This is a genomic window from Streptomyces sp. WAC00040, assembly GCF_056835925.1.
In genome coordinates, this window is record NZ_JAKQZE010000001.1 from 744,290 (window position 1) to 770,941 (window position 26,652).

18 protein-coding genes and 1 tRNA gene are annotated in these 26,652 nt (G+C 69.0%); 10 read left to right on the top strand and 9 right to left on the bottom strand.

Going from position 1 to position 26,652, the window contains the following annotated elements; translation table 11 throughout:
- Positions 1-23: 23 nt before the first annotated feature.
- A complete protein-coding gene (locus MDN94_RS03445) occupies positions 24-1,643 on the bottom strand; it encodes an MFS transporter (RefSeq protein ID WP_482724503.1) in 1,620 nt (539 codons plus the stop codon).
- Positions 1,644-1,812: 169 nt separating this feature from the next.
- Between MDN94_RS03445 and MDN94_RS03450 the strand changes: the two genes are divergently transcribed.
- The 8 genes from MDN94_RS03450 to MDN94_RS03485 all read left to right on the top strand — a co-directional run bounded on the left by MDN94_RS03450 (position 1,813) and on the right by MDN94_RS03485 (position 11,168).
- Positions 1,813-1,887 (top strand) — tRNA-Cys (locus MDN94_RS03450).
- 169 nt (positions 1,888-2,056) lie between these two features.
- Positions 2,057-2,185, top strand: a complete 129-nt coding sequence (locus tag MDN94_RS03455) for a hypothetical protein (protein WP_482724504.1) — start codon at positions 2,057-2,059, stop codon at positions 2,183-2,185.
- Positions 2,186-2,190: 5 nt separating this feature from the next.
- Entirely contained in the window at positions 2,191-4,395 is a 2,205-nt protein-coding gene (locus MDN94_RS03460; RefSeq protein ID WP_482724505.1) for a protein kinase domain-containing protein, read from the top strand.
- A 68-nt stretch (positions 4,396-4,463) separates the two neighbouring features.
- The gene (locus tag MDN94_RS03465) at positions 4,464-6,551 is read left to right on the top strand and encodes a protein kinase domain-containing protein (protein ID WP_482724506.1); all 2,088 of its coding nucleotides are present in this window, start codon (positions 4,464-4,466) and stop codon (positions 6,549-6,551) included.
- Positions 6,552-6,683: 132 nt separating this feature from the next.
- On the top strand, positions 6,684-7,604 hold the full coding sequence (locus MDN94_RS03470) for a protein kinase family protein (protein WP_482724507.1): 921 nt from the start codon (positions 6,684-6,686) through the stop codon (positions 7,602-7,604).
- Between the two features lie 265 nt (positions 7,605-7,869).
- Complete coding sequence (locus tag MDN94_RS03475; protein ID WP_482724508.1) at positions 7,870-8,298, top strand: hypothetical protein; 429 nt, start codon at positions 7,870-7,872, stop codon at positions 8,296-8,298.
- A gap of 39 nt (positions 8,299-8,337) precedes the next feature.
- The gene (locus MDN94_RS03480) at positions 8,338-10,617 is read left to right on the top strand and encodes a hypothetical protein (protein WP_482724509.1); all 2,280 of its coding nucleotides are present in this window, start codon (positions 8,338-8,340) and stop codon (positions 10,615-10,617) included.
- Positions 10,618-10,619: 2 nt separating this feature from the next.
- Positions 10,620-11,168 carry a hypothetical protein gene (locus MDN94_RS03485; protein WP_482724510.1) on the top strand — a complete coding sequence of 183 codons (549 nt, stop codon included), beginning with the start codon at positions 10,620-10,622 and terminating at the stop codon, positions 11,166-11,168.
- Positions 11,169-11,182: 14 nt separating this feature from the next.
- Here MDN94_RS03485 and MDN94_RS03490 read toward each other — a convergent pair whose 3' ends face one another.
- The 3 genes from MDN94_RS03490 to MDN94_RS03500 all read right to left on the bottom strand — a co-directional run bounded on the left by MDN94_RS03490 (position 11,183) and on the right by MDN94_RS03500 (position 14,624).
- Positions 11,183-11,665, bottom strand: coding sequence for a hypothetical protein (locus tag MDN94_RS03490; RefSeq protein ID WP_482724511.1), 483 nt, complete (start codon positions 11,663-11,665; stop codon positions 11,183-11,185).
- A 188-nt stretch (positions 11,666-11,853) separates the two neighbouring features.
- Positions 11,854-14,187: a hypothetical protein gene (locus MDN94_RS03495; RefSeq protein ID WP_482724512.1), complete on the bottom strand. Its 2,334-nt coding sequence runs from the start codon at positions 14,185-14,187 to the stop codon at positions 11,854-11,856.
- An 11-nt stretch (positions 14,188-14,198) separates the two neighbouring features.
- A complete protein-coding gene (locus MDN94_RS03500; RefSeq protein ID WP_482724513.1) occupies positions 14,199-14,624 on the bottom strand; it encodes a hypothetical protein in 426 nt (141 codons plus the stop codon).
- Positions 14,625-14,951: 327 nt separating this feature from the next.
- Here MDN94_RS03500 and MDN94_RS03505 point away from each other — a divergent pair, with 327 nt between their 5' ends.
- The gene (locus tag MDN94_RS03505) at positions 14,952-17,096 is read left to right on the top strand and encodes a protein kinase domain-containing protein (RefSeq protein WP_482724514.1); all 2,145 of its coding nucleotides are present in this window, start codon (positions 14,952-14,954) and stop codon (positions 17,094-17,096) included.
- 43 nt (positions 17,097-17,139) lie between these two features.
- Entirely contained in the window at positions 17,140-19,194 is a 2,055-nt protein-coding gene (locus MDN94_RS03510) for a serine/threonine-protein kinase (protein ID WP_482724515.1), read from the top strand.
- 14 nt (positions 19,195-19,208) lie between these two features.
- Here MDN94_RS03510 and mycP read toward each other — a convergent pair whose 3' ends face one another.
- From mycP to MDN94_RS03535, 5 genes are all read right to left on the bottom strand, one after another.
- On the bottom strand, positions 19,209-20,411 hold the full coding sequence (gene mycP, locus MDN94_RS03515; RefSeq protein WP_482724516.1) for a type VII secretion-associated serine protease mycosin: 1,203 nt from the start codon (positions 20,409-20,411) through the stop codon (positions 19,209-19,211).
- 23 nt (positions 20,412-20,434) lie between these two features.
- Complete coding sequence (locus MDN94_RS03520; RefSeq protein WP_482724517.1) at positions 20,435-21,931, bottom strand: WXG100 family type VII secretion target; 1,497 nt, start codon at positions 21,929-21,931, stop codon at positions 20,435-20,437.
- Between the two features lie 42 nt (positions 21,932-21,973).
- On the bottom strand, positions 21,974-22,495 hold the full coding sequence (locus MDN94_RS03525) for a hypothetical protein (protein WP_482724518.1): 522 nt from the start codon (positions 22,493-22,495) through the stop codon (positions 21,974-21,976).
- Positions 22,496-22,592: 97 nt separating this feature from the next.
- On the bottom strand, positions 22,593-24,908 hold the full coding sequence (locus tag MDN94_RS03530; protein WP_482724519.1) for a xanthine dehydrogenase family protein molybdopterin-binding subunit: 2,316 nt from the start codon (positions 24,906-24,908) through the stop codon (positions 22,593-22,595).
- Positions 24,905-26,416: a (2Fe-2S)-binding protein gene (locus MDN94_RS03535; RefSeq protein WP_482726990.1), complete on the bottom strand. Its 1,512-nt coding sequence runs from the start codon at positions 26,414-26,416 to the stop codon at positions 24,905-24,907. The genes MDN94_RS03530 and MDN94_RS03535 overlap by 4 nt, the downstream gene beginning before the upstream one ends.
- Positions 26,417-26,652: the final 236 nt, after the last annotated feature.

Consider the following 26,652-nt stretch of genomic DNA (forward strand, 5'->3'; position numbering starts at 1 on the left):
GTACCGCCTGGTACCAAGTGGTACTACGTGGTCGGCACCCGCAGCCGGGTCGCCACCCACGCCCCCGCCAGCGCCACTCCCGCCATCGGCAGGAACACTGCCGCGAAGGCCGCCGGGTGGGCGCCGGAGACGCCGTCGGACACGGCGTGGGCCGCGCCCACGGCGCCGCCGCCGAGGGCGGCGAAGGCAGCACCGCCCGCCGCGAGGAGCAGCACGTTCGACAAGGCGTCGGAGATCTGGAGCGCGGCCGAGTTGGCACCGGCCTCCTCGGGAGCGGACAGCTTCAGCAGCAGCACACTGGTCGAGCCGATCACCAGTCCCATGCCGAAGCACCCGAAGCCCCAGGCGACCCCGACGGTCCACACCGGGACCGCTTCGATCAGCACGCTCGGCGCGGCCGCGATGGCCGCCGCGACGAGCAGCATGCCGAGCACCACCAGACGTTCCCGGTACGGCTCGGTCCGCGGCCGTGACTGTACGTACGAGCCCAGCGCCCATGTCGCGCCGCCGACCGCCAGCGAGAGGCCCGCCATCGTCGGGGACAGCCCACGCTGTGTGACCAGCATCAGCGGGACGAAGGACTCGGCCGCGATGAACGACCCGGCCGCCACGCCCCGCAGCAGGACCACGGACGGCAGGCCGCGCGCCGCCCGGTACGTCCCGGCGGGCAGCAGGCCGAGCGCGGACGGTACGAGCAGCGCGGCGCCGAGGGCCGCGGGCAGCAAGGACAGCCAGCGCAGGTCCTGGCCGGCGTACTGGAGGAAGCCGGCGCCGATCGAGATGCCGAGGGCCAGCCGGATCCGCCGCCGATCGAAGGGCGGCACGGGCGCAAAGGCGTCCGCGGGTCCGGCGGCGGTGCGCCGGATCGCGGGCAGCGCGAGCGTCAGCGGCAGGAGGACCAGGGCGGGGATTCCGATGAACACCCAGCGCCAGCCGAGATGCTCGGTGACCGTGCCGGCGGCGAGCGGCCCGACGACCGACGGGATCACCCAGCTCGCCGCGAACGCCGCCATGATCGCGGGCTGGAGCCGCCGTGGATAGGCGCGGCTCACCACCACGTACAGCGCGACGATGACCAGTCCGCCACCCAGGCCCTGCACGGCGCGTCCGAGCACGAACACCCACATGACGCCCGCGGTGCCCGACAGCATCAGCCCCGCGGCGAAGGCGCTCATCCCGCCCGCCAGCGCGCCGAGCGGACCCCTGCGGTCGGCCCACTGTCCGCTGACGACCATGCCGAAGAGGCTGGTGGTGAAGTACGCGGAGAAGGCGAAGGCGTACAACGGGATGCCGTGCAGCTCGCGGGCGGCCACGGGCATGGCGGTACCGACGGCGGTGGCCTCGAAGGCGATCAGGAAGACGACGGCCACGATCCCGATGCTGAGCGCCCGGTGCTCACGACCGAGAACACCGCTCTGCCTGCCGTGCGGCTTGCCGTGGTGCGCGTCCAGGTGGCCGCCGTCCGCCCGGACGTCCGGCGCGGCGTCCGGCCGGCCGTCGTACCCGGCGCCCTGCCCGGCGGCCTGCGGGTCGTCGTGCCGGCCACCGAGTTCGTCGTCACGCTTGTCGTCGGCAAAGGCTCCGGCTGCTGATGCGGGGCGGGGAGCGACATCGGCGTCACTCGGCTCGAGGGGGACGGTCATGGGCTCAAGAGTAAGGGTCAAGAGCGCCATTGGGCCCTGTCGTTCGGCGGGGCCGGACCGGTCCCTTCGTCGTACGACCGTGAACGGCGTATGGCAGTCGCGTTGCGGCACGCACCGGATCGTTGAGGCCCGCCGCACGGCCCCGTACGGTCGAGGAGTTGGAAGACACGGCCGTGTGCCCGAGAGGCTCAGGGGCTCGACTGCAACTCGAGTTACACCGGTTCGAATCCGGTCACGGCCTCCACTGATCCACGGTGCGACGAAGGCCGCCCCTCTTGTCGGGGACGGCCTTCGTCGCACCGCCGCGAGGACGGCTCGCGGCGGTCCCACCGCGGCGGACACACCTTCCGGAAGGCCGCCGTGACCACGCCGGTAGGCTCGGGGGCCTGTTGCCAGGGTCGGGGGAGCCGTAGATGGAACGCACGCGCACGGCCACTCCACGCCCCTTCGCAGCGGGCCTTCCCGCACGCCGGCGCTGTGAGGTGGTGGCCTTCACCCGGCAGCACGACGGGGTCCTCGCCTCCCAGCCGTCCGGAGCCTGACGCCGATGCTTTCGCCCCTCACCCACGACGACCCCGCCGACATCGCCGACTTCCGCCTGATGGCCCGGCTCGGTCACGGCGGCATGGGCACCGTCTATCTCGCCCGCACGACGGGCGGCCGCACCGTCGCGCTGAAGACCATGCACGCGGGCATCGCCGCCGACCCCGCCTCACGCGTCCGCTTCCATCTCGAGACGGACGCCGCCCGCGTCATCGGCGGTCGGCACGGCGCGGTCGTGGTGGCCGCGGACCCGCTCGCGGAAACGCCCTGGCTGGCCACCGAGTACGTCCTCGGCCCACCCCTCGACGACGCCGTCGGCCTGTGCGGGCCTCTCCCGGAGGCATCGGTCCGTGCCCTCGGTGCCGCACTCGCGGGCGCCTTCGCCCAGCTCCACGCCTCCGGCATCGTCCACCGCGACCTCAAACCGTCCAACGTGATGATCACCGCCTACGGTCCGAAGGTCATCGACTTCGGCATCGCCCGCGCGGCCGGGGACGACCGGCTCACCCGTACGGGTACAGCCGCGGGAACGCCCGCCTACATGTCCCCGGAGCAGGCCTCCGGCCAAGAACACAGCCCCGCCGGTGATGTGTTCGCCCTGGCCGGCGTCCTCACCTACGCGGCAACGGGTCACGGCCCCTTCGGCACCGGGCAAGCCGCGGACCTCCTCTACCGGGTCCGCTACGCCGACCCCGACCTGTCCAGGGTGCCGGTCGCGTTGCTCCCGGTGCTGGAACTCTGCCTGTCCAAGGACCCCGCGGAACGGCCCAGCACGACGGAGCTCGCCGGGCAACTCCACTCCGGTGACGGCGAGTTCGCTGACCACCTTCCCGGCCCGCTGCTCGCGGACATCGGCCGTCGTGCCACGGAGGTGTGGCAGTACCAGCCCTACCGGATGCCCGTACCTGCGGGCCACGCCACATCCGAGACCGTTCCCGCCGGCAGAAGCCCCCGGCTGAGCCGCCGCGGGCTCTTCGCCGTCGGAGGCGGCGCCGCGTTGAGCCTGGCCGGCGGAGGAGTTGGAGCGTGGGCATGGCTGAACGGACGGAGTCCGGACCCTTCCGAACCGGCCACGAACCAGGCGCCGTCCGCCCTCTGGCGGAGAAGCATCGAGACGGCGCCCCCGCAGGACATGGGCCGTCCGATGCTGGTCGCGGGCAGAGTCGTCATCGTCAACGAAGCAGGAGTGACAGCGGTGGAGGCCTCCACCGGGCGAACACTGTGGTCCACGAAACCCGTCCTCAGGCCGTGGGACGTGGCAACCGACGGCGAGAAGCTCTACGCGGTCGACTACTCGCTGTCCCCCGACGAGGGACTGCGCATCGTCGAGATCGGCCTCGAGGACGGCGAACTGCTGGACCCGCTCGTCGACACGAAGGCCTTCAACGGGAAACTGACCCGCAACCAGCTTCTCTGCGTGAACGACGGCGTCGCCTGGCTGCTCACCGCACCGGTTCCCGAGAAAGGCGCCGACCCTTCGGCCGACACCGACGTGGCACGGGGCTGGCGCGTCGTCTCGTTCTCTCTCTCCGACGGTGGGATGCGCACGGAACAGGTACTGGAGCAGAGCCCTCCGGAGGATTTCCCGTGGGTGACGGGCGCACGCGCCGTCGGCTCGCGACTGGTCCTCTTCTTCCGCACCGGGACCGGCGGCGTCGAAGCGATGGTGTGCGACACGAGCAGCGGCAGCATCGTGTGGCGCGACGCCCTCCCGGTCGAAGCCGACGACGCCGCCCGCAACCCGATCGCCGTGGACCAGGAGAACCTCTACGTGGCGTCCGACGCCGTGTACGCAAGGCGCCTGGCCGACGGCGGGGAAGCGTGGCGGTACGGCGCCGCGAACGTCACCTCGTACGGGTCGCCGGCGCTGAAGGACGGGGTGATCTACGTCGTCGAAGGCGTAAAGGAACGCGCGCTGCTGGCCGTCCGTGCGAAGACCGGCGGTCTCATGTGGCGGGAGAAGGACGCCGTCCGGTCCGGTCATGAACTCAAGGTGGCGCCCACCGTGGGGAATCGGTACGTCTTCAAGCACAGCGCGGACGGGCTACGGGCGATCGATCTCGGTACGCACCGGTCCGCATGGCTCCACGGGGAGAGCCTGGACAAGTTCAGCGCGTTGATGTCCAGGGACCGGCTCATCGGTTGCGGCGAGGACAGCTTGGCCGCCCTGCCCTTGACGTCGACCGAGGAATCCTCCCCCGCCTCCTAGTCCGCCCCCGCTCCTCCGCGACCCTGGCCCCGAACCACCCTCCACTGCCCGGAAAGGCCGACTCCCCCATGCGCCCTCTCAGTCACGGCGACCCGATCCGACTGGGGCCGTACCGCCTCGTGGGCGTCCTCGGGGAGGGCGGCATGGGAAAGGTCTACCTCGGACGTGACAACGCCGGCCGGTCGGCGGCCGTCAAGGTGCTGCGCCCGGAACTCGCCCATGACCGGCACCTGGCCCAGCGGTTCGTGCGCGAGGCCGAGACAGCACGGGCGGTGACCAGCCGCGGCGTCGCACAGGTGCTGGACGCGCGGACGGAGGGCGGGCGACCGTGGATCGCCACCGAGTATCTCGCCGGGCCGACGCTCGACCAGGCGATCGCGGCGCACGGCCCGCTGGACGGGCCCGCCCTGCGCGCCCTGGGCTCCGCCCTGGCGTCCACACTCCAGGACATTCACCGGGCCGGCCTGATCCACCGCGACCTCAAGCCGTCCAACGTCGTGCTGACGTCGGGCGGCCCGCGCGTCATCGACTTCGGTATCGCCCGCCCCGAGCACGGTCTGACCCTCACCATGACCGGTCAGATCCCGGTCACCCCCGGATACGGAGCACCGGAACAGGTCCTCGGGCAGCGTGTCGGTCCGGCCGCCGACGTGTTCTCTCTGGGGGCCGTCCTCGCCCATGCGGCGAGCGCCAGGCCGGCTTACTCCGGCGAACACGTAGCCGCGGTCCAGTTCGCGGTGGTGCACGGCTCGCCGGACCTCGGGGCCGTGCCTCCGGAAGTGCGGCCACTCATCGAACCCTGCCTGGCGAGGGACCCGGCGCAGCGTCCGCAGCCGGCGTCGGTCGCCGCGGCGTTCGCGCCACCGCGCGACGCCCACCGTGTGTGGAAGCGGGGCCCCCTCGCCGACCGGATCAAGGAGCACGAGGCCCTGACGGAACGGTTCGCCACACTGCCCGGCACCGCCGTGGGCGACGCGCGGCCGTCGCGGCGGCGCTTCCTGGCGTCCCTTGCCGCCGGCGGCACGGTGCTGGCACTCGGCGGCGCAGGAGCGGCCTGGTGGTGGGCCGCGGAGGAATCCGAACTGCCGGAGGCCGCCGACGCTCCGCCCGCCGACCTGCTGACCGCCGTCACTCTGCACGAGAGTCCACGGCCCTTGTGGGGTCCCCTGAAGGTGGCCGCTCCCCAGGCGGCGGGGATGCTCCCGCTCAGAGACGTCGTGATGGTCGCTCACCCGTCGGGCGGGCTCGCGGCCTACAAGGTGACCGACGGGAAGCACAAGTGGACGCTGTCCGAGGTGTCGCCGTCCGTCGGCTTCCTGCCGCTGACCGAGAAGCTGTTCGTGGCCGGGGACGACAGCGGCAATGTCCTGGCGTTCGACGCGTCAACCAGCGAGCGGCGCTGGAGCGTTCCCGCGGATGCGCAGAAGCTGCTGTGCACCGCGCCGGGCGGCGGGACCGTGTACTTGCGGACGAGGGACGATCAGCTGTCCGCGGTGGACGTCACGAGGCGTGAGGTCCGCTGGACACGGCCCGCACCCGCGGGTGCGCGGTTGGACTCGGCGGCGCTGGGCGCGGCCGGGGCCGACCACCTCGTCGTCTGCACCGGAGACGGAACGTACTTCGCGGTCGGGTCAGCGACGGGCGAGGAAGCCTGGACCGTCGAACGCAACGCGTCGAGTGGCACGGCACCCGCCGTCGAGGACGGCGTCGTGTACATGGGCGGCAAGGCGCTCACCGCGGTCGACCTCGCGTCGGGCGACGAGATCTGGAGCCTGGCGTCGGAGTCGCTCTCGTCCCAGGCGGACAACTGGGGCCCACCGACGATCGACGGCAGCCGTCTCATAGTTGTGGACGACGGAGGCGGCAGAGTCGTGGACAAGGTGGGCGGCGAGGTGATCTCCAGGTTCTGGCTGGACGGAACGGAACCTCCTCGCACACCAGCGGTGGTGCAGGGCAACACGTACTGGGTCGTCGAGGGCGGCACTTCCTCGGGGGTCTCCGCTTTCGGGAAGCCTTCCTCGGAGCATCGGGACATGCTCGTCTGGACGTACGAGTCGGACGATTCCGGTTCGGAAGGGTCTTGGTACGTGGCCGCCGCAGGCAATCGGGTGTTCCTCCTGAACAGCGGGTCACTCGTCGCGCTGCCGGTTTTCTGAAACAGGTCCCTGAGCCCCCGGCCAGAACCTGGTCAGAGGCGCTCCCCGGGAAGCGCCCCGGGCCGTCCGCGCCGCGGGGAACGGTGGGCCGGTAGGCTCCTGTGGCGTCGTCATGCCTAGGGGGATTCGCAGATGGAACGAGCGCGGACGCAGCAGTCACGACAGGGCGGGCCGCGCAGCATCGGCCCGTACCACCTCGTCACCCGCCTCGACCCGACCGGCCCCGGCTTCCCCCCGGTTCCCGAGCACCGGTTCGTGGCACGCAGCGCCGACGGCGAGCGCACCGTCCTGATCTGCGCTCCTCTCGAGGCCGCCGACCCCGCGCGTTTCCTCGTCGAGGCGGAGGCGGCCCGCCGGCTGGTCGGCCCTTGGGCGCTGCCGGTCGCCGAGCTCTCGCCCACGCCGGAGATGGCGTGGTACGCCACGCCCTATCTCCCGGTGCTCCCGCTGCCCGTGGCGCTGGCCGTGCACGGCGGCCCGTTGCCCGAGCACACCGTACGAGCCCTCGGCACCGCCCTGGCCGAAACTCTGGCGGGTGCCCACGCCGTCGGCATCACGCATGCCGGCCTCTCCCCCTCCGCGGTGCTGCTGGCCTGGAACGGGCCACGCCTGACCTGCTTCGGCGCGGCCCGGGCGGCGGCCCCGGACGGGGAGTCCCGCACGGGCATCGCGGGACTGGAGCCGGGCAGCCTCGCCCCCGAGGCGGCCGCGGGCGGACGTCCTCGTCCGCCGGGCGACATCTTCGGCCTGGGTGCGGTCATGGCATACGCGGCCACCGGCCACACGGTCCCGGACAGCGCCGAACTGCCGGATTCTCTACGCCCCTTGATCTCCCGCTGCCTGTCCCGCGACGCGGCGGCCCGTCCGACGGCCGCCGAGCTCCTGCAGGCCCTGCCCCCGTCGACAACCGCTCCCACATCGACGGTCCTGGACTCGGCAGGCTCTCTCCTGGGCCCCGGCTGGCTCCCCGGGCGGGTGGTGGCCGCCATCGCCCGGCAGTCGTCGGAGGTCCTGGCCGCCGAGGTCCGTACGCCCCGGACGTTCGCGGTCTGACGGAGAAGCACCTCCCGCATCACGGCGTCGCCAAGCGCGCACGTCCTCGTTGCGCCGGGGCTGTGCGCCTGCGGGTCTGAGGACGGGAGCCACCAGAGCCACCGGATCAACGGTATTCGGCCTACGTCGGCCCAACGTCCGCCAGAGACGTCAACGTCGTCGCATTTGCGCAGGGGTGCGTAAAGATCTCCGCTAAGGTCCTGCTGCGCCACATGTCCTGATCAGGCAGATCGGGGAACGGATGGCCAACAGGCTCGGAGGATCCATGACGTTCGACGAGGAGTGGGCCGCCGCCCGGGCCGGCGCATCACGGACGGTCGGGATGCGGCTCGACCATTCCGACGGCGGTGGCGGAAATCCCGGGGGCGCCGTGGACCTGGCCGTCAACCAGGACGACCTCGGAGCGGTCGGCCATGACGCCTACCTCCTCCACGGCAGGCTGTCACGGGACGGTGACCACGCCAGGCCGTCGACGTTCGAGGCCGCGAACGCGCTGACGAACGGCAATTTCGTCAGCGGATCAGAACTGCTGAAGGCCCACGACCGGTGGAACACGCAGCTGCGGGCTCTGCTGGACGCATGCGGCCAGATCTCCAACCACCTGGACCACACACGGGCGGACCACGCAGACAACGATGCCGACATCGCCGGCAAGTTGACCGCGGTCGCCACGCTCGACAAATACTTCAAGTAGCCCGTCGGGGGACGCGCAGTGCTGCAATTCGATGACGTCGTGAACGCCCCTGTGGGCAAGCTGAAGGAAGCCGCCGACCACTGGGCCGAGATGGTGACCAGGCTGGACAAACTGGCGGACGACGCGCGGCGGGGCATGAAGGCCAAGTCGGACAAGGCCGACTGGGAAGGCGTCAACGCGAGCATCACCAGGCCGTTCATCACAAAGAGCACCAAGGAGTTCCACGACGCGGCGGCCCAGGCCAAGGGCATCGAACTGCTGCTCCGGGACGCGCACACCTCGTTCAGGACCGCCAAGGACGCGCTGGTCAGGATCAGGGACGAGGAAGGGCCTGCCGCCGGAATCCACGTGGACGCGGGCGGCAAGGTGACATCACGCCACCCGGTCCAGGACGACGCGGCAGCACGTCACGAGCCCGACCGGGCCGTGTACGAGGCGACCCTGCGCAAGCAGGAGGAAGCCGTCCATGCCTGGCAGAAGAAGATCGACCGCATCGTCGAGGACTGCTCCGACGCGGACGAATCGCTGAAACGAGCCCTTGCGCGGAACGTGACGGACGGCCACGACTTCGCCGCCCCGAAGTACAAGAGCCTCGACGCCGAACAGGCCGACCGGGCAGCGGCGCTCATGAAGACAGTGACAGGAGAGGGCGGCACGGCACGCAACGTGGCGGCGCTGAAGGAGCTCGAAGAACTCCTCGACGACAACCGCACCGACCCTGACTTCTCCGCCGCCTTCTACCGGAAGCTGGGCGCGGAGGGCACGCTCGAGGCGTACACCAAGATGTCACTGGATGCGACATCGCTCGGCCCTGCCGGCCAGGACCGGGTGGGCATGGTGCGCAACATCCAGAACGACATGGGCGCGATGCTCGGGCTCGCCACGCAGACGTCGACGCCGAACCACCTCGACTCGACCTGGACGACACAGCTTCTCAAGGCAGGGCGCAAAGAGATCGACGTGTCTGGCTCCACCGCTCCCGGAACCAAGGTGTACGGCTACCAAGCCCTGGGGGCGCTCCTGCGGGAGGGCACGTACGACAAGGACTTCCTCACCGCCGTTGGCCGCGACATGGTGGCGATGGACAAACAGAACCCGGACATCTGGCACGAGAACATGCCGCTGAGCCACACCCCCGTCTCCATCAACCTGGACGGGGAGGGCGGCAAGGGTTTCAATCCGCTCACCGGTCTCATGGAGGCGATGAGCAAGAACCCCGAGGCCTCAACGGCTTTCTTCAACGAACCGGTCCGCGAGGACACCAACAAGGACGGCATCGTCACGCTGTCGGACGGGGCGATCCAGGGCAAGGACGCCCAGGGCGTCGTCGACTACATGCTGGACAAGAAGCCGGTCGCGGACTGGTACGACACGACCGCAGGCGGCGAGCACCACCCCGGCCAGACGGCGCTGGGCAACGCGCTGGAGGCAGCGGTCACCGGCCGCGTACCGGGCGACGAGGACGCAGCTCCCGTGTCCCACACCAAGGCCATGAGCAGCGTGATGGAGCAGGTGGTGGCGAAGATCGGCGCGGACCCGTCCCTGGTGGCGGCGAAGCCCGGCGACCCGCCTGGGCCGCTGAGCGCTCTCGCGCCGCAGTTCGGCAACATGGCCGCCGAGTACATGCCGGACCTCCAGGCCACGGCGGAGAACGGGGCGGACCAGGTCAAGTACCTGGGAGAACCGGCCGAGTTCCGCAAGGACGAGATGGCCGCGTTCCTCGGCGCGGTGGGCCAGGACCCACAGGCCTACGGCGCGATCACCAACGCCCAGCAGGCCTACACGACGACGCTCGTGTCCGACGTGTTCCACAACCCGGAGCGCCACGGTGACACGGGCGAGGCGGTGCGGAACGCCGTCCACCCGGGCGGCGAGATCGCGGGCATGATGACGGAGGCGCGGGCGCAGGCGGTCCATGACGCGAAGACTCACGAGGCGGCGGAGTACAACCAGGGCGTCGCGGACAACGCCAAGTGGACCAACCGCGTGATCGATGCGGTGGGCGGCAAGTATGTCGAGATGATCCCGGTGGGTGGTGACGTGATCATGTGGATCAAGGAGGACGTGACGGAGTCGGCGGTGAAGAGCGCGGAGAAGGACACTGCGGAGGAGGCTCGCCGCGATTCGGCACACGGTTATTCAAGGTCGGAGGATGCGGCCAAGGCCGCTGCTGTATCTGCTGTCGAGGCGGGGGCCCGCGGGGCGGCCCTCACCGATGAGCAAATCAGTGAGTACAAGGGGTCGGCCTCCACCCAGATGGGAACGGCTCACTCCGTCGGGCGGGGCCTGGTAGACAGTTCAAGCCCTAATGGAAGTTGAGTATGCGCGCAATCGCGAAAATCCTCACAACTGCGTTGGTTCCTGTGACACTGGTCGGCTTCCTCACCGGTTGCTCGAAGAGTGAGGAAAGAACCGCCCCGGTACTACCCAAACGGATCTGTTGGAACGTCTTCTCCAGCGAAGACGTGGCTCCCCTTCTCCCTTCTGGCGAGGAAGTCACCATCGATGTCGACCCGTTCGTCCTCAACGAATCACCGGACGAGCCGATCTGCTCGCTCTACATTGACGGCAATACACAGTTCCAGGCCTTTGCGCGCTACCAGGACTCTGAGGAGGAAATTGATTGGTCCAGTTTCGATGCAGCAGATCCTGAACCAATCGACGTGGGGCAGAAGGGAATCGTCTGGGACGACGGTGCCGCCGCCTATATCGCCTGCTCCCCTTCCAAGACCGCTTCAGCCCCCGGAAAGTACATCGATCTGCACATCTACTCGTTCGGAGGATCGGGCAGCCTGAGCGAACGAAAGGCCCTACCTGCGCTGCTGAAGGAATTCGCAGCATTCACGAAGCGCGAGCTGAAGTGTGAGTGACCTGCGAACCATGCTCAGTCCGTCGGCGTCAGCTTCGGTTCCGCAGGAAGCCCCGCCTTCCCCTCGCACTTCAATTCCCCGGCTACAGCCACCGCGGCCGAGTGAAGCACCGCCATGTTCGCCTTGTGCACCTGCGCCGTGTCCGACGGTGGCTCCGACTGTGAGAGGTGGCCCGCAACCCGCGCAGGGCGGGACTTCGAGCCCTCCAGCTCGGGGCTGACGCACTCGAAATAGAGGTACGCGTCCTCCGCCCCGGCCAGGGCTTCCTTCCCCATGGGGTACGCGTGGAGGTCCGCGGCGTGATTGCTTCCGGACAGGTCGTCCGGGGCGTACAGCGAGAAGCTGACGGTCATGGAGTTCACGCCGCCCTCCGTCTTGGAGATCTCACAGAACTGCTTGCCCCGGCTCCAGTTGAGACGTTCGCCGTAGTCGCTGCGCAGCTGTTGGACCGCCTCGTCCACCGTCGCGTCCGCAGCCTCGGAGAAATGCTTCCCCATCACCTGCTCCATGGCCGTCACCGCAGCAGGCGACAGGACACCGCCGCACTGATCCTTGGCGGCGGTGCGCTTCGCCTCGGGCTCGTCATTGCCGCCACACGCAGTCGCACCGAAGCACAGAGCGATACTCACCGTCGCGGCCAGTACCACATCCCGTCGTCGCATCACGATCTCGCGCCCATTCCTCGTCAGCCGGTTTCCGGGTCCTGCCCCTGCTGGTCTTCCCTCAGGTTGCCGGTGTTGTAGCCGCCCTGCGCGGATTCACGCAGATCCTGCTCGAACTCACTGCTCATCCTGTCGCCGTACTGGTCGATGAACCGCTCCATCGGAGCCTCGGAGCTCACTTCACCGGCGCGGAAGACCTCGGACTTCTGCTCCCGGATGTCGCCCTCCGTCACCTTCTTGTGGTCCTCCACGTTCTTGTCCGACCAGTCGCCGATGACTTGGCCGGCCATCTGCTCCAGCGCGCCGCTTCCTGTGTCCACCGCGAGCGGGACCAGGATGGCCGCTGCGCCGGCAGCGGCTGCCGTCGCCGGGAGGAAGGCCACGCCGGCCGCGATGCCTGCTGTCACACCGAACTCGATCCAGGCGGAACGCTTCTCGTGGGCCTTTTCGTACTCTTCGTGCTTCTTCAGGCCCTCGGCCTCGACCTGGTCACCTCGGGACTGGTCGAGAATTCCCTGGATCTGGCCGCCGGTGTTCACGGCGTGGCGCGCGCCGCCCTCGTCGATCTTGCCGTCGGGGCCCACCTGGGACTCGAGAACACTGGTGGTGTAGATGCGCTCGGCGGTGCTGATGGAGGCGTAGGCGTCCGGGTGCTGGCCCAGCACGCTGAGGAACTCGCGAGCGCCCGAGCGCCCGAAGTTGGCGTGGGCCTCGGGATTCTTGTCCGGGGCGTAGATGCTGTCCGGATCGTTCTTGTCGATCGCCCAGTTGATGTCGTCGATGTATCCGGCACCCATGTTGCCCAGGCTGTCGGCCAACGCCGAATGGTTCTTCTTGAGGAACTCCGGGTCGCCTCCGTACTTGTCGACGACCTTCTCCATGATGCCGGCGGAGGCCTCGTCCCGGACCAGTTCGGGGTTCGGATCGTCGTAGGCGTGACCGAGCGTCGCCGACTCGAGGGCGTGCCCGAAAGCGTCGGGCATGTAGTCCATGGACTGCTTGGCGTCGTCCGGAGCGTGCCCGACGATGTCGGGGAACGACTTGTAGTCCTTGTTGGTGAAGTAGTCCAGGTAGCTGGTTATCTCCTTGCCGTCCTCGTCCTTCGGAACGCCACCCTTGTACGTGCCGTCCTCGTTGTACGCCTTCGGGTCCGACGAGAAGAATTCCTTCGACGCCTCCGGGCTGTGCCCGAGTGCCTCGAGCATGCTGACGACCGGGTCGTAACCGGCCCCGTTCTTCCCTGACGGGTTGAAGGGGTGCTTGTCGTAGCCGAGCGTGCTTTTCGTGTCGGCGAACATGTACGGGTCCTTGGCATGCAACTGGACCACGTGTTCGGCGATCGGGTTGAGGAACTTCGGGTCGTAGTTCCCGTACCGCATGATTCCGCCGAGCAGCTGGTACCCGTACGGGCCGTTGTAGTCGTGCTTGGCCAGGGGTATGCGCTCGGTGCCGAGCTTGCGCATCTCGTCACCCCACCGCTGGGACCACTTGTCGTCCTTGCCGGTGGGGTCCGTCGCCGTGGCGAGGTTGAGGCCCAGGTTCTTCTGGAGCTCCTGGACGTCCTTCAGGCGTTCCTTGTCCTGCTTCGAGTAGTCGTACGTGTCCGTGGAGAGCTGCCCGAAGAACTCCAGGGAGCCCTTCGGCCCGAGGCCGTCGTAGAAGGTCCGCGAGAACACCTTCGAGTCGTGGTTGTCCTTGAGAAGCTCGTTGAGCTGCTCGAGCTCCTTGTGCGAGAGGTCGCGGCCCTTCTTCGCGAGATCGACCGCCCGCTGGGCCTCTTCCGCGTCGATGCTGCTGTACTTCGGGGCGCTGAAGTTGTGCTTGTCGCCGGTGATGTTCGCCTTGAGGGCGTTGGACACGGCGATGTCCGCGTCGTCGCACGCCTCGATGATCGCGTCGACACGCTTCTGCATGGCCTCGATCTTCGCCCGCTGAGCCCGCAACGCCTCCGGATAGTCCGGATCGTGCCGCGCTCCCTGGTCCTTCTCCAGCGGATACGACGCCTCGACCTTGCCGTGGGAGGTGATGACGAGATGCTGGGCCGGCGCCTCGGTGTCCACGAGCTTCTTGAGGTCGTCCTTGGCTTTCTTGAACGCCTCGTACCCGTCCGAGAGGATCTGCTTGATCCCCTTGGCCGCCTTCGCCGCGTCGTCGAACTCCTTGGCCGTCCTGTCGACGAACGGCTTGGTGACTTCGGCGTTCACCCCGCGCCAGTAGTCGTCCTTCGCCTTGGCCGCCATCGTGGAACCGGCGTCGGTGGCGAGCGTCTCGAGGTCCGTCGTCATCTTCGACCAGTCGTCCACCGACGCCTTCAGCTTGTCGAGTGGAGCGTGGTACACGTTGTCGAACGTCAGCATGGCTCCCCCGTCTACTTCAGGTACTCGTTGATCTTCGACACGCTCAGGGACGCCGCGATGTCCTTCTCGTCCTGCGCGTGCGACGCGGCGCTGTGATCGAGATGGTTCGAGATGTTCGCGCACGCATCGAGCAGCGTCTGCAGTTGAGAGCCCCAAGTCTCGTGCACCGTCGCCATCGCGGCACCGGTCCGGAAACCGTTGACGGTCATCATCGTCGCCGCTTCCGACGTGCTCGCATTCGCTTTCTTCCCGACCGTGTTCAATCGGCCGTGCAGGAGGAATGCGGCGTTTCCAATAGCACCCAGCTTGTCCTGATTGGCCTGAAGGTCGGCGCTGCTGCTGCCGCCACCCTCCTCTGCAGGCAGTTGGTTCAAACGCATGCTGACATTCGCAGTCGACTCGGAACGGACCGAAGACCACTCGGTGTCGAACGACATGAATCCCCCGGAACCTGTGCAAACGATAGGTGGCGCACCAATGGGCAGTCGGACCGAACCACCCTACGACGGAATCCGGACAGACCAAATGCCCCGCTCAGCATCTCTACATCCAAGTGCCGCTTGGCATGTGTCGGATAGGCACATGCCCTGGAGCATGCTGCGGCGCGCGCCGGTAGGCTCCACTTGCGTAGCCATGCCTCGGGGGGATTCACAGATGGAACGTGCGCCAATGCGCCGGCTGAACCGCGCGCCGGCCCATATCGGCCGGACTTCGCAAGGTGCCGCCCGTCGGATGTCCGGGGTCTGACGGCGATGCTTTCCCCTTTGACGCACGACGATCCGGTCGAGATCGCCGGCCACCGCCTGCTCGCCCGGCTGGGTCACGGCGGCATGGGCACCGTCTATCTCGCCCGTACCTCCGGCGGACGCGTCCTGGCGCTGAAGACCATGCACGCCGACATCGCCACGGACCCTGCCGCCCGCACCCGTTTCCACCTCGAGACCGACGCCGCCCGCATCATCGGGGGCCACCACGGTGCCACCGTCGTCGACGCCGACCCGACCGCCGAAACGCCCTGGCTCGCCACCGAATACGTTCTGGGCCCACCCCTCGACGACGCCGTCGACCTCTGCGGGCCCCTCCCCGAAACCTCCGTCCGCGCCATCGGCGCCGCCCTCGCCGGAGCGCTGACCCAGCTCCACACCTCGGACGTCGTCCACCGCGACCTCAAGCCCTCGAACGTCATGATCACCGCCTACGGGCCCAAGATCATCGACTTCGGCATCGCCCGTGCCGCAGGAGACGACCGCCTCACCCGCACCGGCGCCGCGGCGGGCACTCCCGCCTACATGTCCCCCGAGCAGGCCACCGGGCAGGAGCACACACCCGCCGGCGACACCTTCGCCCTCGCCGGCGTCCTGGTGTACGCCGCCACCGGCCGACCACCCTTCGGCACGGGACAGGCAGCCGACCTTCTCTACCGCATCCGCTACACCGAACCCGACCTCACAGGGCTCCCCCCGGCCCTCGCGCCCGTCCTCGGCCGCTGCCTCGGCAAGGACCCCGCCGAGCGCCCCAGCACCGGAGAGCTGGCCGCCCAACTTCATGACGGGCAGGGCCAGTTCGCCGACCATCTGCCCCATGCCCTCCTCACCGACATCGCGCGGCGCGCCACGGACGTGTGGGCCCACCACCCGCATCGGCTTCCAGAGCCGGCGTATACCTCGCCGATCACGGAAGCAGCCGCTGGACGCGCCGCGGTTTCCCGTCGCACGCTTCTCAGACGCGGTGGAGGAACCGCCGCAGGCGCAATCGCGCTCGGGGCCGGCATCTGGACGTGGCTCGACAGCCGCGGTACGAGCTTCACCGAGGACACGGCCGCGCCGTCCCCTGCTTCTGAGGTTCCCAAACTGCCGGGCTCTGTCTGGACCAGAGGCATCTCGAGGAACTCGCAGGAAGTCGATACTGCTCCGCTGCTGGCGGGTGACTGCCTGGCGATCACGACAGTCGAAGGGCTGATCGGTGTCGATGTAGCGACGGGAGAGGACAGGTGGCTCCGCAAGGAAATGGTGTCGGCCAGTGCGGTGACAACCGATGGCCGACGCATCTACGCAGTCACTCCGGACCCGAGTGAACTGACGCTTTGTACGGTGGACCTGGCGGACGGCTCTCTCGAACTCGTACTGGTACTGGACGACTTCAACAGCGCCCTGAGAAACGGGAAGCTGCTTTGCGTCTCGGACGGCACAGCCTTCCTCGTCGCCGGCCAAGGGGAAACAGATGCCCGCGCCACCTGGTATCTGGTCGCCGCCGACGTCTCCTCCGGCAAGGAGCTCTGGCGCAGCGAGCTCGGCCCTGTGGAAAACCCGGTACTGAAGTCCTTCTACGACGCACGCGCCCTCGCGGGGAGCTTCCTCATGACGGTCGGCGACTCCGAGAGCGAGGCGCGCCTCGAATGCTACGACGCCTCGACCGGCGCTTTCCGCTGGGCGGTCAAGCCCGATGCCCCTCTTGTCGCCGGCATCGTGATGGATGAGAGACATGTGTACCTGGGCGCCAACAGCTTCGGTCTCAACACCGAACGCCATCAGGTCATCGCCGTGCGTCTGACAGACGGAAGAACGGTGTGGGAGTACGGCGAGGACGTCCCCCAGGACCTTCCGCATCCGGTCCTCGGCGGGGACGTGCTGTACACCATGCGCTTCGGCGGGATCGTCACAGCGGTCGACGCCGCCAAGGGAAGCCTCGTCTGGGAGTCGTCACCCGTACCGGACCGCTACGGCGTCGCCTTCGTCGGCGAAGAGGACCTCTACATCATCGGTAAGTCCGGGCTCGAGGTGATCGACATTCGTACGCGCCGCACGCGCAACACCGTGACGATGCCGCATGACGCCCGCTACGTCCGGGGGGACAACGGCATGTTCGTCGCTGTACAGACAGACGTGATTGCCGGCTACTCCGTGGAGTGACGTACCTCCTCGTTCCCCCCTCCACCACACGGAAAGAGTTTCGATGCAGCCCCTCGGCCCCGGCGATCCGATTCGACTCGGCCCCTATCGGATCCTGGGAGTCCTGGGAGCCGGGGGTATGGGAAGGGTGTACCTCGGTCAGGACGGTTCGGGTCGGACCGCCGCAGTGAAGGTGCTGCACCCCGGCCTGACGAACGACGGGAATCTCACCCAGAGGTTCGTGCGTGAGGCGGAGGCCGCACAAGCGGTGACGAGCCCCGGCGTGGCCCGGTTGCTCGCCGCTCAAACGGAGGCCGGGAGGCTGTGGATCTCCACCGAATTCCTGGCCGGACCGACGCTCGACAGTGCCGTGGAACGCCACGGCCCCTTCGGCGAGCCCGCTCTGCGCCACCTGGCCCATTCCCTGGCCCGCACCCTCGGCGACATCCACCGCGCCGGGCTGATCCACCGGGACATCAAGCCGTCCAACATCATCCTCACCAGGACCGGTCCACGCATCATCGACTTCGGAATCGCTCGGCCCGAGCACGGTCTCACGCTCACGACCACCGGGCAGGCACCCGCAACACCCGGGTACGGTGCGCCGGAACAGGTGCTCGGGCAGCGGGTGGATCCGTCGGCCGACGTGTTCTCGCTGGGTGCCGTTCTCGCCTACGCGGCCGGCGGCCGCCGCGTATTCGACGGCGCGCACGTCGCGGCTGTGCAGTACGAGGTCGTCCACGGGCAGCCGCGACTCGACGCCGTGCCTTGGCAGTTCCGCAGTCTCATCGAGTCCTGTCTGTCGAAAGGCCCTGGAAATCGCCCTCGGCCTGAGCACATTGCACAGGCGTTCGCCACTCGGCGCGGAGACGAAAAGAGCTGGCGCACCGGTGCCCTCGCATCCGACATCAAGGAGCGCGAGACGGAAGTAGAGCGCTTCGTGACAGCCGTCGGACCGCGAGCGGGACAACAGCCGTCGCGCCGCAGGTTCCTCGTCGCGTCGCTGTCGGCCGGAGGCGCGGTGCTGGCCGCAGCCGGCGGGACCACGGCCTGGTGGCTGAACCACATTGCGGGCGGGCCGGTTGCGATCCCACCGGACGCGGAGCCTGTGGCATACGAGGAGTACGCCGACGGAAGGACCCCCCGGCCGCTGTGGGGGCCACTGAATGTGGCGGCAGAAGGCACGGTCCCGCCGCCGATCGCCATGCATGGGGTAGTGATCTTCAGCGCTCGTGACGGTGGCCTGGCTGCGCACAAGGCCATGGACGGCGAGGAGGTGTGGAGTCTTTCTGAAGCGTCCGGCACAGCGGGCATGCTCCAACTATCAGAGACGCACTTCATCGCAGTGACGGACGGCGGCGAGGTGGCTTGCCTGGACGCCTCCACAGGAGAACAGCGATGGGCAGTGTCCGCGGAGGCGGTCCAACTGCTCGCTCTGGACGAAACATGCGTCTATGTACTCACACGGGCCGAGGAGATCCGTGCCGTGGAGATCTCCGGGCGCAAGCCGTTGTGGACGGTGACCGCGCCGGAGGGCATGCAGTCTGCCGACCGGCCGCTCGCCGCGGTCGGTGCCGAGCGCCTTGTCGTCTCGGGTTCGAACGGAGTCGTGATCGCGCTGAGCACGGACACCGGCCGTGAAGTCTGGCGGCGCAGCCAAGGGTTCGGGCCGGCGATGCCGGCCATCGACCGGACCAGTGTGTATCTCGGAGGCAGGGAACTCGCCGCCCTGATGGTGGCGGACGGCACGGAGCGGTGGACCGTCTCCGGCTACACCTCCTCCGCCGCGGACGGATGGGGCGCACCGTGGGTCAAGGAGCTGAATGTCTGTGCCATCGTCGGCGGCAGGCCCCAATCGGTGCGCATGTCCAATGGAGACACGGACCTGATGGGGAACGACTCGATGGAAGCGGACCTGCTGAGCAGCCTTCCACCCGTGGCCGAGGGCAGAAGCCTCCTTGTCGACGGAGCTGAGGGGGTGTCCGTCTTCCACGACCCTCCCTCCAGGCGCGCCTGGGTCTACAAGTCCGACACAGGGGGGCCGACGGTGATGGCGGGAGCCGGCCGTCGGGTGTTCCTCGTGAGCGACGGAAACGTGACCGCTGTGCCTGTCCTGTAGGGCGCGTCCTCGCTTCAGCCTCGACGTGCCCGGACCACCGGAATGCCGACCGCTGCTCCGATGAGCAGCGCCGCGGCCACCCCCAGCCCGATCCACAGACCCGAATTACTCTCATCCTCGGACGCAGGAGCGGCCACGGCCGGTTGCTCCTTGCTGTCCTTGCTTCCGGCAGCGGCCTCCGAAGCATCGGGCGACGGCGCCGAGGAGGGGGAGGCAGCCTCCGCCAGGTCGGGCAGCGGGTACTCGTTGGCAGGGCCAGGGTCTCCGGGCGACTTGAGCGCGATACGGGGGCGGACGACGCCATAACCGATCGAGTCGTTGCGCTTGTTGCCGCTCCGAGGACCGCCTGCGGTGTTGAGCATGACGCGCAGGACCTGGTTGTTCGTCCACTCAGGGTGCTGGGACCAGATCAGGGCGGCGGAGGCGGAGGCGAGAGCGGTGGCCCCACTCGTTCCGTGGGATTTGCAGACGCCGGTACCCCCCGTGCAGGCGCCCACCATGTCGATACCAGGAGCAACAAGGTCGACCTTCGGCCCGACAGACGATTCATCGGTCTTATTGATTTCCTTGTCCACAGCACCTACGCCCACTACTCCAGGCGTCGCTGCCGGGTACCCGACGGCGCTTCCGTAATTACCCACAGAAGCAAAGAGAAGCTTGTCCTTGGTGAGGGCGTATCGGACCGCTTCGGTGACGGTCTCCGAGTGCATCGGCCCACCGATGGACATGTTGATCACTTTGGCGGAGGAATCGGCAGCGTAACGGATAGCCGCGGCCAGAGACTTTTCCTCCTCCATGCCCATCTGTTCGCCACTCACCTTCCAGAGGCGAACAGGAAGGATTTTGGCATCCGGGGCCAGGCCGTATGCCCCCTTCCCCTTGCCTGTGCCGGCAATCAGGGCGGCGATACCGGTCCCATGCCCATCGACGTCGTCGGCCGATGTACCGGCTTCGGGCGAGAAGTCACGCCCGTCGAGGACCTGGCCACGTAGGTCTGGAACCGTGGGATCAACACCGGTGTCGATCACTGCCACGGTGACGCCCTTGCCGGTACTCGACTTCCACATCTCCTCGGCCTGCATGGCGTCCAAGTGCCATTGCATCGAGCGAATCGACTCCGCATGCGAGGGCGTTGCTGCGACGCCCACCAGCAGCAGTCCCAAGGTGGCTGAAATCACGCGGCCGAGCCGGGCCTTGTGACGGCTACTGGTGTGCATCCTCATCCTTCGCGATATCTGCTTCAGTCGATGACGGGAGGAACAATCCGCCGACTACCCTGCTGCCAGGTCTCTTCATCCTCTGACAGGTAGTCGGGGCGCTCTCCCTGCTCGTCGTCCCGACGCCTACGACTGCCGTTGGCTCCCGCACCCGCCGGACCCGTACGTCCCACCTGGCCGGCACCAGCGCCACCGGCGGGCGTTCCACGAACCAGTCCGGACCCGCCCGCTGTGAACGGGCGAGCTGCTGCCTGACCCGACTGGGACGGGCGACCACCGACCATGCCGCCGCCCTCCGAAGCCAGACGTCGGCCGCCGAAACCACCTCCTTGCCCTGGCATGGGACCGCCGGACATCCCGGGCATATGCGGCATGCCACGTCCGGTGAGCCCTCGAGCGGTGGAATCGCCACCAATGACGTTGCTACGCGGAATCCCGCCTGTCGGCCGACCGCTGGAGGGCGGAACGGGGCGACCGCCCGTGATACCGCTGTCTCGAGGCATTCTCGAATTGATGCCCCCACCGCTCGGCGACACCACGTTTCTCGCGTTCGGGAAACCCTTGGAACCGCCTGGGGGCACGGAGGCGGGCCCAGTCGTCTTGCCCACCTGCATCGGGGGGATACCTACGACGGGCGGAAGCACATTGGTTTCAGGTCGACCGGTAGGAGGCGGTCCCACGGGCGTCTGCGGAATCTGTGTCTGCGGAGGCAGCGTATCCACGCTGTCGATTCCCATGTCCACGGGGCGGTCCTGCCGGGGAACGGCTGTCTCAGCCCGAACCGTGGAAGGAGGGTCCGGACGTACTTCGCTCACCTCTTTGTGCGAGGCAGGAAGGTACGGCTCGCCGGTGCCCCGCTCGACCCCAGAGGTCCGGCCGGTTCCAGTGCCGATGTACTCACTTCGCTGCTCATCTGCCCTAGGCACGAACTGCCCCGGCGGCGGCGGGAACGTCGGCGGCTCAGCCGCGCTGATCACGAACGTGGAGAACGAGTAGGACTGGGCCAGCTTGTTCATCTGCTGCACAGCCTGGGCGTGGTCCTCGGTCATCTTGGACCACGCTTCGCGTCTGATGTCCTCGGAGTCAGGGTCGTTGCGGTACTTGACGGCGGCGTCGTAGTTGGCCTGGGCAGTCGCGTCCTTCTCCGGAAGGTTGGTCTTCACCTCGCGGAGTGTCTGAGCAGCGTTGCCGATCCACGTGCCGCCGACAGAGCTGTACGTACCGAGCTGGAGCGTCGCCTTCCATGCCTGGTCGCCCCAGAGCTCCATGGCCTTGCCGGCTTCACCCTCCCAACGAACGCCCTTGATGTACGCCCTGAGGTCTTCGCCGATCTCCGTGATCGTCTTCCCGGCGTCGGTCAGCTGGTCGGACAGAGTCTTGAGCGTCTCCGGATTCGCCGCCTTGACCATGGCGAGCATCTCTTCATGCGTCTTGGACTCGAAGTCGGTGGTTCCGAAAAAGAGACCCAGGATTCCCAGCGGAGGCATGACCACTCCGCCGCCCTCGCTCGGTTCAGCCATTGTTCTTCCCCACCCTTCCCCGTGCCTTCATGTCTGCCGACATCAGAAGCCCGCGCCGCCCGAGGTGTCGCCCTGGCCGGCCTCGTCCTTCGGCTTTTCGTCCTTGGGCCTCTCAGCCTCGCGTCGTTCCTGCTCGCGCCGATCGACGGCTGCTTGAGCGTCGGCACTGATGCGCCGCATACGCTCTTTGATGTCGTCGTCGATGTTCTGATAGCCCTTGGCCGACCCGTCCACCGCGATGCCCAGGCCTTCGATCTGACCCGCGAGCCCCTTGGACAGGTTCTTGAGCTCTGCGTGCACCCGCTGATAGATACCGAAAAGCGCCTTGGCCTCGCTGAAGCCCGTGCCCATGTCTCCTTCGGGAATCTCTCCGTCAGCGAGCTTCCCCGGTGCCGCAGGTGACCCCTCGAGCCGCAGAAGGAGCTTGTCCACCCGCCCCTTGAACGCCGCCAGTTCCCCGGCATCGACATCAAGGTCCTTGCCGCTGCTACCCCCGCTCGGCGCACTTGGCCTCGGTACCGGCGGGCCGTACACCGGCCGCCCCGTCCCGTCGTCCTCCGCCACGAATGCCTCCCCGTTTACACACGTCTGCAGGGATCACTCTACCGAGTGGGCATGACACAGCGCACCCCTGGATTGCACTAGCAACTCGCCGACTACGTCACGAGTTTGGAACAGCCACCGCCGCCTGCGGCCGGATCGGGAGACGGTTGATCGGGCGGCCCGTGGCCGCGCGGACGGCGGAAGCGACCGCGGCCGGGGACGTGACCACCGGCGCGGCGCTCGCCGGCTTGGCGCCGAAGGGGGCCACCACGTCGCGTTCCTCGACGAGTTTCACGATGCGAATGTCCGGCGCGTCCAAGGCTGTCGGGAGGGTATAGCCGGTGAGGTCGGGGTGGCGGATCACGCCGCGGGCCGTGCGGAGGTTCTCCATGAGGGCCGCGCCGACGCCCTGGGTGACGCCGGCCTCTATGCGGGTGGCCAGCTGCGCGGGGTTGAGGACGCGGCCGACGTCCTGCGCCACCGCCATCTCGACCACGCGGACCGAGCCCAGTTCGATGTCGACGTCCACCACCGCGCGGATGGCGCAGAATGCCAGGCCCACGAAGGCGTCGCCCTGGCCCGACTCGTCGAGCGGCTCTGTGGGGTGGGGGCGGCACTGGGCGGTGGCCCAGAGTTCCTTGCCGTCCATCGCCTCCGTGACCGTCGTCGACAGGACACCGTCGTACGAAGTGATCTTGCCGTCGGTGATCTGGAGCAGTTCGGTGGACATGCCGAACTTGTGGGCCAGCGGCTGGAGAAGCTGTGTGCGGACCATCTTCGCGGCGCGTTCGACCGCTCCGCCCGACACCCAGGTGTGGCGGCCGTGGGCGGCGGGGCCGGCCGGTGGCTGGTCGGTGTCGACGGAGGCGACGCGGACGTCGTCGATGCCCAGGGTCTCCTGGACGATCTGCCGAGCGAGCGTCGTGAATCCGGAGCCCGTCTCGACGGCCGCGCAGATGACCGTGGCGACTCCGTCGTGGACCTTGACCGTGGCCGTGGAGACCTCGTCGGTGCCTTCAGCGCCGAGCATGTGGACCATGCCGAGGGCGTAGCCGACGCCACGGCGTACCGCGCCCGGTTCGCCGGCTCCTTCGGGACCGCCCGGGAGGAGCCAGTCGTCCTCCGGGGAGTCCTTGGGGAGGGGCGGCAGCGGGAAGTCCCTTACGGCTTGGAGCAGTTCGGCGACGGGCGCCGGGCAGGTGACGGTCTGACCGGTGGGCAGGATGTCGCCGGTGGCGAGGACGTTGCGCAGGCGGATCTCGGTCTGGTCCAGGCCGAGTTTCGCGGCGAGCTTGTCCATCTGCGCCTCGTACGCGGCGCAGACCTGCATGGCTCCCTCGCCCCGTACATGGCCGGAGGGCGGGTTGTTCGTGCGTACCGCCCAGCCCTCGATGTGGGCGTGAGGGACGACGTACGGCCCGCAGGCGAACGCTACGGCGGCGGCCAGCGACTCGGAGGAGGCGTCGGCGTACGCGCCCGCGTCGAGCAGCAGCTGCGCCTCGACCTTGACGAGGTGGCCCTCCGCGTCCGCGTGGTGCCGGTAGCGCAGCAGCGTCGGGTGGCGGTGGGCGTGGCCGAGGAAGGACTCCTCGCGGGTGGCGGCGAGTTTGACCGGGCAGCCGGTACGCAGGGCGAGCAGTCCGAGGGGCAGTTGGAAGCCCGGGTCCTCGCGGTCGCCCGTCGCACCCGGTACGCCGGTGACGACGACCTTGACGCGTTCCGGTTCGAGGCCGAAGCAGGCGGCGGCGAGGTCGCGGTCCGTGTGCGGGTCGGTGGACGCCACGTAGAGCTCGACGCCGCCGTCGGGGCGGGGCACGGCGAGGCCGGCCTCGGCGCCGATGGGTGCCGGGTCCTGGCGGCCGATGCGGTACAGGCCCTCGACGATCACGTCACCCGTCGCGTCCGGGTCGCCGTAGCGGAGCGGGATGTGGCGGATGAGGTTGCCGTCGGGGTGCAGAGGTTCGGCGGCGAAGGCCTTCTCGGGGTCGGTGACCGGCTCGAGGACCTCGTACTCCACCGCGATGGCCGCCGCCGCGAGACGGGCCGTGTCGGGGTGGTCTGCGGCGACCGCGGCGATCGCCTCACCGTGGTGGCGGACGATCTCGGACGCGAAGACGGGCCGATCGGCGATGCGCCTGCCGTACGCACCGTCCCCGGGGATGTCCTGGTGGGTGATCACCGCGTGTACGCCCGGCATCTCGACGGCGGCGGACGTGTCCACGGACACGATGCGGGCGTGCGGGTGCGGTGAGCGCAGCAGCGCCGCCCACAGCAGGCCCTCCGCCCACAGGTCGGAGGCGTAGGGGAACGTGCCCTCGCTCTTGGCGCGGGTGTCGGCGGCGGGGAGCGACGCGCCGAGGCCGTGGGCAGGAGCCTCCGGCCGGGGGCTGTCGACCGGCTGCGGCATCGCAGTGGTGGCCGCGTCGTTGCTCACGCCATGCCTCCGTCGTGCGGGTGAATCTGCACACTACCTGCGCCGGGTGCCGCCTGGTGCGGGATGCGGGCTTCGTCACCGGCCTCCGCCTCGTCGGCGGCGGTGGCGCTCGCCGCGCGTTCGGCGACCACCTCGCGCACGGCGTCGAGGACGCCGCGGTAGCCGGAGCAGCGGCAGAGGTTGCCGCACAGGGCCTGGCGGGTCTCCAGTTCCGTGGGGGCGTGATTGCCCTCGAGGAGGTCGTGGACGGTCATCGCCATACCGGGGATGCAGAAGCCGCACTGGACGGCGCCGCACGCCGCCAGCGCCCGCTGAACGTCGGAGGGTTCGCCGTCGGTTGCGAGGCCTTCGACCGTGCGCACCTCGGAGCCGGCGGTGGTCGCCGCGGGAACCAGGCAGGAGGCGACGAGCCGGCCGTCGACCTGCACGTTGCAGGCGCCGCATTCGCCCTGGGAGCAGCCGTCCTTGGCACCCGCGAGGCCGAGACGCTCGCGCAGGACGTAAAGCAGGGACTCGCCTATCCAGGCGTCGCTGACCGGGCGGTCCGTGCCGTTGACACGCAGGACGTACGAGGTGGGCGGGTGCTCCTCGGTCCCGGTGGGCACCGCGGGCTCAGCGGCCGGGGCGGGGCCGTCCGGCACGGGTTCGCCGTCGGCTGCGGCTTCGGTGCCGGCTCCGGCCTCGGCCTCGGCCTCGGCCTGGGCTCCTGCCGCCGGCTCGGGCTCGCATCCCGGTTCCGATCGGGATCCGGCCTCGGGCCGAGACGGGTGCTCGCCCTCGGCCTCGGCCTCGGCGGACGTCTCGCCCGGCTCCCGCACCGTTGCGGCGGGCTCCGCTGGCTGGACCGGTCCGGTCACCGCCACGTCCTCCGCGGCGTTTTCCTCAGCGGCCGGCTCGGCGGCCACGGACTCCGGCCCGGACCCGGCCGGCTCCTCCGCCCGCTGCGACTCGTCCGCCGCCCAGGGTGCGGAGGCGCCGCCCGGCAGCGTCGCCCAGGGCGCCGGCGCGCCTCCGGGGAGCGTCGCGGACGGGGTCGCACCGGCCCAGGGCGCGTCGGCGCCGGGCGGCAGCGGGAACTCGCCGGAGTCGGAATCGGACGCCGCAGCGGGCTCCGCCTCCTGCGCCTCCTCGAACTCCGAGAGTTGTGGGAACTGAGGGAAGTGCGAGGTCGCCTGAGGCCCCTGGGCATCCGGAGCACCCTGAAACGCATGGGACTCCCGGGACTGCCCTGACTCGTGGACCTCATAGGCCTCGTGCGCACCATGCGCACCGGGGACATCCTGCGCATCGCGCGCATCCTGAAAGCCCTGGGCGCCATGGGCGTCGTGCGTCTCGTGGACGTCCTGGGACTCGTGGAAGGCCCACTGCCCCGTCTCGTTCACATTCACGTTCGTGTTCGCGTCGGACGCGCCGTCCGCCCCCTGCCCTGCAGGCTCCGGCCACGGCGTCGCCCAGCCCCCGGCCGCGGCCGGGTCCGTCCCCGCGGCAGGCGTCAGCGGCCTGATCATCGGCGGTACGTAGCCGTGCCCCGGCGCCTCGAGCGGGGCGGAGTCGGAGGTGGTGAACTCCTGGGGCAACTGGAAGAAGGCCGTGGCCTCGCCGTCGTACTCGCCGCCCTGCGGGGTGGGCTGCCAGCCTCCGCCCTGGTCCCCGTAGGAGCCGTACGAATCACCGTAGGAACCTTGCGGCGGCTCGTGCCGGCCGTACGCCTCCCCGTGCTCGGGCTGCCCATAAGGCTGGCCCT